General features: G+C 70.0%; 10 protein-coding genes and 1 pseudogene. 9 read left to right on the top strand and 2 right to left on the bottom strand.

Going from position 1 to position 10,580, the window contains the following annotated elements; genetic code table 11:
* Positions 1–237: 237 nt before the first annotated feature.
* Positions 238–483 (bottom strand): annotated as a pseudogene (locus KTN05_RS12225) (transposase); the annotation flags it as partial.
* Positions 484–718: 235 nt separating this feature from the next.
* On the opposite strand from KTN05_RS12225, the gene KTN05_RS12220 reads away from it, so the two are divergent.
* The 9 genes from KTN05_RS12220 (at position 719) to KTN05_RS12180 (ending at position 9,463) form a co-directional block, all read left to right on the top strand.
* Positions 719–1,612, top strand: coding sequence for a siderophore ABC transporter substrate-binding protein (locus KTN05_RS12220; RefSeq protein WP_217329686.1), 894 nt, complete (start codon positions 719–721; stop codon positions 1,610–1,612).
* Entirely contained in the window at positions 1,609–2,565 is a 957-nt protein-coding gene (locus tag KTN05_RS12215) for an ABC transporter permease (protein WP_217329685.1), read from the top strand. The genes KTN05_RS12220 and KTN05_RS12215 overlap by 4 nt, the downstream gene beginning before the upstream one ends.
* Positions 2,566–2,570: 5 nt before the next feature.
* Complete coding sequence (locus KTN05_RS12210) at positions 2,571–3,527, top strand: iron chelate uptake ABC transporter family permease subunit (protein ID WP_217329684.1); 957 nt, start codon at positions 2,571–2,573, stop codon at positions 3,525–3,527.
* Entirely contained in the window at positions 3,524–4,345 is an 822-nt protein-coding gene (locus tag KTN05_RS12205; protein ID WP_217329683.1) for an ABC transporter ATP-binding protein, read from the top strand. Before KTN05_RS12210 ends, KTN05_RS12205 begins: the two co-directional genes overlap by 4 nt.
* 9 nt (positions 4,346–4,354) lie before the next feature.
* Positions 4,355–4,648 carry a DUF2218 domain-containing protein gene (locus tag KTN05_RS12200; RefSeq protein WP_217329682.1) on the top strand — a complete coding sequence of 98 codons (294 nt, stop codon included), beginning with the start codon at positions 4,355–4,357 and terminating at the stop codon, positions 4,646–4,648.
* The gene (locus KTN05_RS12195; RefSeq protein ID WP_254368169.1) at positions 4,620–5,735 is read left to right on the top strand and encodes an alpha-hydroxy acid oxidase; all 1,116 of its coding nucleotides are present in this window, start codon (positions 4,620–4,622) and stop codon (positions 5,733–5,735) included. Before KTN05_RS12200 ends, KTN05_RS12195 begins: the two co-directional genes overlap by 29 nt.
* A 77-nt stretch (positions 5,736–5,812) precedes the next feature.
* On the top strand, positions 5,813–8,092 hold the full coding sequence (locus tag KTN05_RS12190) for a TonB-dependent siderophore receptor (protein ID WP_217329681.1): 2,280 nt from the start codon (positions 5,813–5,815) through the stop codon (positions 8,090–8,092).
* A gap of 49 nt (positions 8,093–8,141) precedes the next feature.
* Entirely contained in the window at positions 8,142–8,828 is a 687-nt protein-coding gene (locus KTN05_RS12185; RefSeq protein ID WP_217329680.1) for a Fe2+-dependent dioxygenase, read from the top strand.
* Positions 8,825–9,463 carry a tetratricopeptide repeat protein gene (locus tag KTN05_RS12180; RefSeq protein WP_217329679.1) on the top strand — a complete coding sequence of 213 codons (639 nt, stop codon included), beginning with the start codon at positions 8,825–8,827 and terminating at the stop codon, positions 9,461–9,463. The genes KTN05_RS12185 and KTN05_RS12180 overlap by 4 nt, the downstream gene beginning before the upstream one ends.
* A gap of 57 nt (positions 9,464–9,520) precedes the next feature.
* Here the strand turns inward: KTN05_RS12180 and KTN05_RS12175 are convergent, their stop codons facing one another.
* Entirely contained in the window at positions 9,521–10,570 is a 1,050-nt protein-coding gene (locus KTN05_RS12175; protein ID WP_217329678.1) for an OmpA family protein, read from the bottom strand.
* Positions 10,571–10,580: the final 10 nt, after the last annotated feature.

Below are 10,580 nucleotides of genomic sequence, written 5' to 3'. Positions count from 1 at the left end.
ATCGGCGATGGCCGCCAGCGTCACGCCCGGCCGCGCGCTGCGCTACGCCGGGGCTCCGCGCGCGGCCTCCTACACCAACCGCTGGGACACTGCCCCTGCCAGCAGACGCCATCGCCACGCTGACGATCCTGGTTGCGGCCCTCAGGCACCTCCAGACGGAGATCGAGAGGTTCGATGTCGAGACATCTTGATCGCTGCGAAGCGCATCGTTGGCCGCGCCACCGTCTCGCAGATCGCCAGCCAGACATCGGGCCGTTCGTCGGTCGGTGGGCGGTTCAGGAATTCGCCGACCCGTTCGTCGATGTCCTTGCACAACTTCGAAACGGCGCTCTTCGAGATGCCGTTCAGCGCCGTGGCCCTCACGAGCTCGTTGACCCGCCGCGTGGAGACCCCGCTGATCCAGGCCTCCTGAATGACGGCCACCAGCGCCCGCTCCGTGGTCTTGCGGACTTCGAGAAACCTTCGGAGATAGCAACCGTGTCGGCCGCCAGTCACCCATCGCTCTGTCCAGATGACGTTAGCTCACCGGCGTTTTTGGTGGGCGCAGTTCGATGAACGTCCATGCCGGTCGGCTACGAGGCGGGCGGCGGGCTCGCTCCTCCTGATGCCCAGCCATCGTTGATAAAATCACTCGACATTGTTGACTCGGTCCGTGGAGCGTCATATCCGGCGGTTTCGACAATACCCTACGTCTCCGCTCAGGAAAGGACGCGCGCTCATGCGATTGCTCTTGTCGGCCGGTTTCACGGCCCTGCTTGCCACTGGCGCGCTTGCCGATGTCACCGTGGAAACCGCGCAGGGGCCGGTGACCTTGCCCGAGGCGCCCGCGAAGGTGGCGGTTCTCGACCTCGGCGTCGCGGACACGCTGATGGCGCTGGGGGTGACGCCGGCGGCGGTGCCGGACAAGCTCTACCTCGACCACCTGCAGCCGCTTGCGGAGCAGGCGTCGCCGGTCGGCACGCTGCAGGAGCCTAATCTGGAAAAGCTCGCGGCCGTCGCGCCGGACCTGATCGTCGTGGCGAACCGCTCGGCCGTGAAGAAGGATGCCGTGGCGCAGGTCGCGCCCGCCATCGACATGACCGTGGACGGCGCGGGGCTGATCGGTGACGCAAAGGCCCGGCTGACCGCCCTGGCCGCGCTGTTCGGAAAAGAGGCCGAGGGCGAGGCGCTGGCCGCCACGCTGGACGAAAAGCTCGCCGCGCTGACCGAGGCGGGGCGCGACAAGGGCACGGCGCTGGTGGTGCTGACCAACGGGCCGAAGATGTCGGCTTACGGCGCGGGTTCGCGCTTCGGCTGGATCTATGACGTGACCGGGCTGCCGCAGGCCGGTCAGCCGCTGGACGCGGAGGCCAGCCACGGCGACGCCATCAGCCATGAGTTCATCGCCCAGACCAACCCCGACTGGCTGTTCGTGCTGGACCGGGGCGCGGCGATCGGCGCGGACGAACCCTCGGCGCAGGCGACGCTGGACAATGCGCTGGTGCATCAGACCGACGCCTGGAAGAACGGCCATATCGTCTATCTTCCCGCCGACAACGTCTATCTGGCGCCCGGCGGTTATACGGCGCTCGGCGAAACGCTGGACGCGCTGGCCGCCGCGCTGGCGGGATGAACGCCCGTCCCCTCGTCGCCGGGCTGGTGCTGACTGCGCTGGTCGTGGCCAGCCTCGGCATCGGGGCCGCGCAGATCGGCCCCGGTGCTGCGGCCGGCAACGGGTGGACGGCCCTCGTGCTGATGGAATCGCGGCTGCCGCGCACGCTCGCGGTGCTGCTGACCGGCGCGGCGCTGGCCGTCGCCGGCGTCGTGATCCAGAGCCTCGTGCGGAACCGCTTCGTCGGTCCCGACACCGCGGGCACCGGCGAAAGCGCGGCGCTGGGGCTGCTGGGCATCACGCTGCTGGCCCCCGCCTCGCCCATCTGGATCAAGATGATCGTCGCCAGCCTCGCCGCGATGGCGGGCACGGCGCTGTTTCTTGCCATCGTGCGCCGCCTGCCGGTGCGCGAGGTGATGCTGGTCCCCATCGCCGGGCTGATCCTGTCGGGCATCATCGGCAGCGTCGTCACCTGGATCGCGTGGGAGGCGGACCTGCTGCAATTCGTCGGCACCTGGCTGATGTCGGGCGAGTTCTCGGGCGTGATCGCCGGACGCTATGAGCTGCTGTGGATCGCTGGCGCGGCGGCGGTGCTGGCGTGGTTCGCGGCCGACCGCTTCGCGATCCTGTCGCTCGGCGATCAGGTGGCGACGGGGCTGGGACTGTCCACGCGGGGGGTGATGCGGTTGGGGATGGTGGTCGTCTCGGTCGTCTCGGCGCTGGTCGTGACGACGGTCGGCATGATCCCCTTCGTCGGGCTGGTCGTGCCGAACATCGTCGCCCGGATCCTAGGCGACAACCTGCGCGCCTCGATCCCGGTCGTCGCGGCCGGGGGCGCGGGGCTGCTGCTGGCCTGCGACCTGATCGGCCGCATCGTGCGCCACCCGTATGAGATCCCGGTCGGCGTGATCCTCGGCATCATCGGCTCGGTGATCTTCCTGTGGCTTCTCTACCGGCCAGTCGCGCATGGATAGCGCGCATGGATAGGCCCGCCGCCACCCTGATCGCGGCGCTTCTGGCGCTGCTCGCGGCCTCGTCGCTGGTCTGGATGTTCCAGGGGATCGGCGGCGGCAATCGCGGCTTCATCCTGCAACTGCGCGGGACCAAGCTGGCGGGGCTTGTCGTGGTGGGCGCGGCCGTGGGCATCGCCACGGTGCTGTTCCAGACGGTCGCGGCGAATCGGGTGCTGACGCCCTCGATCATGGGCTTCGACGCGCTTTACGTGCTGCTTCAGACGGCGCTGGTGGCCACGCTGGGGGTCGCGGGCTTCGCCGCCCTGCCGGGCGCTGCCAAGTTCCTGGCCGAGGTCGCCGTCATGTCGCTGCTGGCGGCAATGCTGTTCGGCACACTGCTGGGCAAGGGGGCGAAGGATATCCCCCGCACCATCCTGACCGGGGTGATCCTCGGCGTGCTGTTCCGCTCGCTCTCCACCTTCCTTGCCCGGATCATGGACCCCAACGCCTTTGCCGTGGTGCAAAGCGTCAGCTTCGCCAGCTTCGGCAGCATCGACGCCGCGCTGCTGCCCGCCGCAGGCGCGATCGCGGGGCTTTGCGTCGCGGGCGCGATGTGGCTTGCGCCGCGGCTCGACGTGCTGGCGCTGGGGCGAGAGGTCGCCGTCTCGCTGGGCCTGCGTTTCGACCGGCTGGTGCTGGTGACGCTGGGGCTGGTGGGGATGCTGGTCGCGGTCTCGACCGCGCTGGTCGGGCCGGTGGCCTTCTTCGGTCTGCTGGTCGCGGGGCTGGCGCACGGCCTCGCCCCCTCGGCCCGCCATGCGGTGCTGCTGCCCGCCGCCGGGCTGATCGGGGCGGTGATCCTCGTCGCCGGCCAGACATTGTTCGAGCGCCTGATGGGCCAGACCGCCACGCTGTCGGTCGTCGTCGAGTTCGCGGGCGGCCTGTTCTTCCTGTTCCTGCTGCTGAGAGGACGTGTCAGATGATCCGCATAAACGGGCTGAGCCATCATATCGGCGCCGCGCCGATCCTGCATGACATCGACCTGACCCTGCCGCGCGGCAAGCTGGTCGCGCTGATCGGGCCGAACGGCGCGGGCAAGTCCACGCTGCTGCGGCTGGTCGCCCGGTTGGAGCCTGTGCAACAGGGCCGGATCGAGATCGACGGGCTGGACCTTTCCACCACCCCGACCGAGCGGCTGGCGCTGGCCATGGCCGTCATGGGCCAGCAGACCCATATCGCCAGCCGCCTGCGGGTGGCGGAACTGGTGGGCTTCGGCCGCTGGCCGCATCACCACGGCCGCCCCCGCCCCGCCGACCGGGCTGCGGTCCGGCAGGCGCTGGCCGCCTTCGATCTGGAGCCGCTGGCCCACCGCTTCCTTGACGAGGTGTCGGGCGGGCAGGCGCAGCGCGCGCATCTGGCGATGACCTTCGCGCAGGGCACCGACTGGCTGCTGCTGGACGAGCCGCTGAACAACCTCGACATGGCTCATTCCCGCACGCTGATGGCGCGGCTGGCCGATCTGGTGCGCGGCAGCGGCCGCAGCGTCGTGACCGTCGTGCATGAGGTGAACTACGCCGCTGCCTGGGCCGACCATATCGTCGCGATGAAGGACGGCCGCATCGTCGCCGAAGGCCCGCCCGAAACCGTGCTGACCGAGCCGGTTCTGTCGGCGCTCTACGACACGCCGATCGAGGTTTCGCGCCACGACGACCGCCCGCTGGTCCTGCATCACCACTGGCACGACCAGCTCGGCTCACCCTTCCCGAAGGCGGCCGACGCCCCCTCCCATCTCCTGCACTGAAAGACCGCCATGATCTCGACAGCCCATTACCCGACGCCGAACGCATCGAAATACGTCCAGCAGCTCGCCAAGCATTTCGCCCACAAGATCGAGGTCCGCTCGGACGCGGAGTCCGCCGATTTCACGATGGCGGCGGGGACCATCCGCCTTGAGGCTCAGGATGGCGCATTCGTCGCGCGGGTCGAGGCCGAGGACGCCAAGGGCATCATCAACCTGCGCTATGTCATCGACAAGCATCTGGTGATCTTCGCCTTCCGCGACGGCTTCACCGGCCTTGACTGGCGCATGGCGGATGCCGCCTGAGGCGCTGCCGCCGACGCTCGCCGATTATCGCCGCGCGGCCGAAGCCGCCCTGCCGGCCGGGACCGCCGCCTGGCTGAATGGCGGCGCGGGGAACGAGGTGACGCTGCGCCGGAACGAGGCCGCCTTCGACGCGCTGCCCCTGCTGCCGCGCGTGCTGCGCGATCCCGGCGCCTGCGACACATCGCTGACGCTGCTGGGAACGCGGCTGGATCACCCGATCCTCGTCGCGCCCGTGGCATGGCAACGGCTGCTGCATCAGGGCGCCGAACGCGCCACTGCCGCGGGTGCCACCGCGCAGGGCGCGCGCATGGTGCTGAGCGCGCAGGCCACGACGACACTGACCGAGGCGCGGGCGGCAGGCGCCCTGTGCGACTGGTTCCAGCTTTACTGGCTGGGGCGCGAGGGCACGCTGGCGCTCGCCCGCCGGGCCGCGGATGCGGGCTACGGCGCGCTGATGCTGACGGTGGACGCCCCGGTGGCCGGGCAGCGCCCGCGAGAGATGCGGGCCGGCTTCGCGCTGCCGCAGGGGCTGGCGCCGATCAACCTTTCCGGTGTGCCGGGGCCCTCGGGCGGCAGTCTTGAGGAGCTGATGGCCGCCGCGCCGGGGTGGGCGGATCTGGAATGGCTCTGCGCATCTGCGCCGCTGCCGGTGCTGGCCAAGGGAATCGTGCACCCCGAGGATGCCGCCCGCGCGGTCAGCGCAGGGGCCGCCGGGATCGTCGTTTCGAATCACGGGGGCCGGGTGCTGGACGGCCTGCCCGCCGCGATCGAGGCGCTGCCTGCGGTCGCGGCGGCGCTGGACCGCGCGGTGCCGGTCCTGATGGACGGCGGCATCCGGCGGGGAACGGACGTCCTGCGGGCGCTCGCGCTGGGGGCGGACGCGGTGATGATCGGCCGCCCGGCGGCCTGGGGGCTGACCGTCGCCGGAGCGATGGGCGTTGCCCATGTCCTGCGGCTGCTGCGTGACGAGCTGCGGATCGTCATGGCGCTGAGCGGCTGCGCGTCCCTGAACGGGATCGGACCGTCGTTGATTTTCTACGACAATCAGCCGAAAGGCCGCTTGACGCCGCCATTCCGACAGAAATAGTAAGCTACAGCCAGTTCGACGCCTTCCGGCGCGTGCAAGCCCACATCTACCGCACGAACCGTAAGAAAGGCTGCTCCATGTCCCTGCGCTCCCAACCGTCCCTTCGTCCGATCCTGCGTGGCGCGGGGGCCTCGCTCGGCGCGCTCGCCGCGACCGGCCTCAGCCATCCCGCGTTGGCGCAGGATGCGCCCAGCCCGCAGCCCGTCCTTGGCGACGTGGTGCAACTGGACACGGTGGTCCTGACCGCATCGGGCGAATCGTCGAACGTGAACGATGCGGGCACGGGCATCGCCCGCCTTCCGGCCTCGGTCCGCGAGACGCCGCAGGTCGTGAACGTCGTTCCGGCCGAGGTCATCGAACAGCAGAACGCCACCACGCTGGAGGAGGCGCTGCGCAACGTCCCCGGCATCACGCTGTCCACGGGCGAAGGACGCGGCGGCTCCTCGGGCGATCAGTTCCGCATCCGGGGCCTTGCGGCGCAGGGTGACGTCTATTCGGACGGGCTGCGCGATTTCGGCGCCTATACCCGCGACACCTTCAATACCGAGGGCGTGCAGGTCATCAAGGGGCCGTCGGGGGACGCGTTCGGGGTCGGCAGCCTCGGCGGCCTCATCAACCAGCAGCGCAAACGCGCGGGGCTGGAGGATTTCAACGATGTCGAGGGCAGCATCACCGGCGGCGGGCCGCGCCGCCTGCAGTTCGACAGCAACCGCGTCATCGCCGATGACCAGGCGCTGCGGCTGAACCTGATGGTCCAGGACGGCGATGTCGCCGACCGCGACGACGTGACCGACGACCGGCTCGGCCTTGCCGTCGATTACGGCCGGGGGATCGGGACGGGAACCGAATGGCACGTCGGTTATTCCTGGCTGCGCGGCCGGGGCGTGCCCGACATGGGCCAGCCGATGGGAGAGGGCGCGGACGGGATCAGCCGCCCGCTGCTGGAATACGGCGTGCCCGGATACGACCGCGACATCTCGTATGTCCGCAGCACCGACCGCGACGATTCCGATGTCCACACATTCACCTCGGGCCTTGTCCATCAGCTGCAAAGCGGCTGGACGCTGTCCAACGACACGCGCCTGACGCGCTACGAACGTGATTTTTCGGCGACCAACCCCGCGGGCTGCGACACCACCTGCGTCGCGGCGCTTCTTGCCGGGATCGACCAGCCGCTCAGCTATGGCGCGGGCGGCGGCATGACCTATGCCCAGGAAGGCTGGGGCTTCCAGAACGTCACGACCGTGACGGGCGAGGCCGTCACCGGATCGGTCCGGCACGAGATCACGGCCGGCGTCGATCTGTCCTGGCAGATCGACAAGCGCCGCCGGGGCAGCTGGGCCGTCCCGCGCGCCGAACAGACCATTCTGGACCCCATCCGCGACGCCGGGGGCGCCGTGTTCGACTGGGATGACGAGCAAAGCACGTCCAAGGCGCAGAACGCAGCCCTGTTCCTGTCCGACCGGATGCATTTCAACGACCAGTTCTCGATCCTCGCCAGCGCCCGCGCCGACTGGTTCAGAAGCTCGTTCGACGGCGTGCTGATCGGCGGAGCCGAGCGGGTCAGCGGCGAGGTGGACGGCTTCGAGATCAGCCCCTCGGTCAGCCTGATCTGGGAACCCACGCCCGACCGCATGGGCTACCTGACCTTGGCCCGGTCCGATCGCCCGCTGGGAACCGACATCGCCGCGGCCGTCAACGCCTTCGACACCGAGGTTCCGGCCACCGACCGGGACTTCTCGCCCGAGCGTTCGGACCTGATCGAACTCGGCGGCAAGATGGACCTGATGGACGGCCGCGTCGGCCTGACGGCGGCGGTGTTCCAGATCGAGAAGCGCAACTCCTACGACGTGGACCCGACCACCGGCGATATCACCACCGGCTTCAGCGCCAATGGCGAGAACCGCCGCATCCGCGGCTTCGAGTTCGGCGCCTCGGGCGAGGTGGCCGAGGGGCTGAACCTGCTGCTGGCCTATGCGAATCTCCACGGCGAGATCACCGGCGGCCGCGGCGCGAACGAGGAGACGGTCGGCAACGACGCGCCGGGCGTGCCGCGCCACAACCTCGCGCTGTGGGCCAGCTATGAACAGCCCGTCGCGCGGACCGGCGGCGCGGTCACGGTGGCGGGCGGCGTGCGCTACGCCTCGGAATACTGGGCCGACAGCGGCAACAGCGCCGAGGTGCCCGAGACGGTCTCGCTCGACATGATGCTGGCCTATGAGCAGGACAACTGGCGGCTGGCGCTGAACGCCAGCAACCTGACGGACCACGAGAACTACTCGTCCGCCTTCAATGGCACGCGGGCGGTGCCCGAGTCCGGCCGGGTCTTCTCGGTGAGCCTGTCGAGCCGCTTCTGACGACATGCGGGGCCGTTCAGGCGGCCCCGCCCATTTCCCGAGGTGACGAATGCTGATCCTGATCCCGGACGTTCTGTCCGCTGATGACGTCGTGGCCTTCCGCGACACGCTGGAACGCGCCGCATGGGCCGACGGCCGCGAAACGGCGGGCGATCAGGCGGCGACGGTCAAGAACAACCTGCAGATCCCGCCGGATTCCCCGGTGGCGCGAGAGCTGGGCGAGCGTGTCCTGCACGCGCTGGCGCGCAACCCGACCTATACCGCCGCCGCCCTGCCGCTGCGGGTGCTGCCGCCGATGTTCAACCGCTACGACCCCGGCATGACCTTCGGCGCCCATACCGACAACGCGATCCGCACCATTCCCGGCGCGGGCGGGATGCGGATGCGCGCGGATGTCTCCACCACGATCTTCCTGACCGCGCCCGAGGATTACGACGGCGGCGAGCTGGTGATCGAGGACACCTATGGCACCCACGCCGTCAAGCTGCCCGCCGGGCACATGGTCGTCTATCCCTCCTCCTCGCTGCACCGGGTCAACCCGGTCACGCGCGGCAGCCGCTGGGGCAGCTTCTTCTGGGCGCAGTCAATGGTGCGCGACGACGGCCGGCGCACGATGCTCTACGATCTCGATCTGGCGATCCGGCAGGCCCGCGAGGCGATGGGCGACGACGCGCCCGCCGTGCTGGGCCTCGTCAGCCACTATCACAACCTGCTGCGCATGTGGGCCGAACTGTGAGCGCGGGCGCCGCGCTCGCCACCGGGCAGCTTCTGCTCGAGGCGGGCGAGGCAGGGCAGGCGCTCGAATCCTTTCGCATGGCGGCGCGGGCGGGCGATCCCCGCGGGCTGACGATGCTGGGCCGGGCCGCCGAGCGCGGCTGGGGCATAGCATCCGACGCGGGGCAGGCGGCGGGCTGGTATCGACGTGCGGCGGCCGCGGGCGAGCCCTGGGCGATGTTCAACCTCGCCGACCTGCATCTGCGCGGCGAGGGTGTGCCGCGCGATCCGGCCGAGGCGCTGCGCCTTTACGCCGACGCCGCGCGCGGCGGGCTGTTGCAGGCGCTGAACATGCTGGGAATGCTGGCCGAGACCGGCGCGGCAGGCCCGTCCGACGCGGGCGCGGCGATGGCCTACTACACCGCCTCGGCCGAGCGCGGCGACTGCTGGGGCCAGTTCAACCTCGCCCGGCATCTGCTGGCGGACGGCAAGTTCGCCGAGGCGCTGGCCTGGCTGGATCGCGCGCTGGCGTCCCACGTTCCGGGGCTTCACGCGGCCGTCGCCGAGGCGCTGACCGAAGCACAGCACCCGGACCTGCGCCGACGCGCAGCCCACGCGGCGGCACTGGCAGCGATGCCGGCGGTTGCTGCGGGTTGAGACGGCGGCACGGCAGAGGAGCGCCTGTCCGACCCGGTCAAGGATGTCGAGACGCTTCTACTCCGCCCCGCCCGCAACGGGCGGCGACCCCGCCGCCTCGAGATCCCGCTCGATTTCGTCGAGCAGCCCGCTGCGGTCAGCAGCGACCGAGAACATGACCCGCCGCGACTTCTGCCGGTCCTCCGCGCCGCCTTCGTCGGTGACCAGACGGGTCGAGGAATAGCCGACCGAGACGAGATGCTCGCGCGCCCAAGTCTGCGCGTCCTCGGGCAGCCCGGCCAGACAGACGGCCAGCGCATTCTGAGCCCGTCGCTGCGACAGGTCGAGATTGTAGATATAGGCCTGTTGCGGCGTCGATCCGGCGGGACCTTCGCTGGAGGCGTGCCCCTCGATCTTCACCTCGGAAATATCGAGCCCGGCGCCGCGCAGCGTCTCGATCCACGGGCGGCAGAAATCTTCGAGAAACGCGCGGTCCTTCACCCGGTCGTCGGCCAGGTCGAACAGCACCGTATCGGGAAGCGTGATCGTCCCTTTCGCGTCGATCTGCCCGCCCGCGCCCCGGATCGCCGCGCCGAGCCGCTGTTCCAGTGCCTCGGTCAACTGCTGCTCGGCCGCCGCGGCGGCGCCGACCCGCGCCGAGATCTGGTTCAAGGGATCGCTCGCCGACACGCGCGACACCGCCTGCGCAAGCTGCGCCGCCTGCCCCGCCTCGACCAGATCGGCAAACTCCAGCCGCACGTCCTGCGGCAGTTCGACCAGCCCCTTCATCATCCGCCGAAGGTCTTCCTCGGCGAGAAAGCGGGAATATTCACGCGCCGTGACGGGATTGCCCACGGGCACACCAGCGTCCCCCAGCGCGATCGCGAGGTCCAGACTGCCATCGCCGAGCGCCCGGAGGAGCCGCGCCTTTTCCTCCTGCGTCATCTCCGCGATCCGGTCGGCGGCGAGCAGGCTGCGCTTCTCGGTATCCTGCTGCCACCAGAACAGCAGCAGGAGCAGGCAGAAGCAGACGAGGATGAAGGCCTCGGCCACGGTGAGGCCCATGATCGCCCCCCGGCGATAGCCGCGGTCGAAGCCGCTGTTGTCGTAGGGACCGTGGGGGCGCATCGGGGAACCT

This window comes from Paracoccus sp. Z118 (genome assembly GCF_019061185.1).
Taxonomy (GTDB): Bacteria; Pseudomonadota; Alphaproteobacteria; order Rhodobacterales; family Rhodobacteraceae; genus Paracoccus.
The sequence above is the reverse complement of the archived record's forward strand: the minus strand, read 5'-3'. Positions and strand labels throughout refer to the sequence as shown.

Bases quoted from the DNA above. Each gene is read 5' to 3' on its own strand.
- KTN05_RS12175 (WP_217329678.1), bottom strand. From the start codon at position 10,570: ATGCGCCCCCACGGTCCCTACGACAACAGCGGCTTCGACCGCGGCTAT.
- KTN05_RS12190 (WP_217329681.1), top strand. From the start codon at position 5,813: ATGTCCCTGCGCTCCCAACCGTCCCTTCGTCCGATCCTGCGTGGCGCG.
- KTN05_RS12215 (WP_217329685.1), top strand. From the start codon at position 1,609: ATGAACGCCCGTCCCCTCGTCGCCGGGCTGGTGCTGACTGCGCTGGTC.
- KTN05_RS12200 (WP_217329682.1), top strand. From the start codon at position 4,355: ATGATCTCGACAGCCCATTACCCGACGCCGAACGCATCGAAATACGTC.
- KTN05_RS12220 (WP_217329686.1), top strand. From the start codon at position 719: ATGCGATTGCTCTTGTCGGCCGGTTTCACGGCCCTGCTTGCCACTGGC.
- KTN05_RS12205 (WP_217329683.1), top strand. From the start codon at position 3,524: ATGATCCGCATAAACGGGCTGAGCCATCATATCGGCGCCGCGCCGATC.
- KTN05_RS12185 (WP_217329680.1), top strand. From the start codon at position 8,142: ATGCTGATCCTGATCCCGGACGTTCTGTCCGCTGATGACGTCGTGGCC.
- KTN05_RS12210 (WP_217329684.1), top strand. From the start codon at position 2,571: ATGGATAGGCCCGCCGCCACCCTGATCGCGGCGCTTCTGGCGCTGCTC.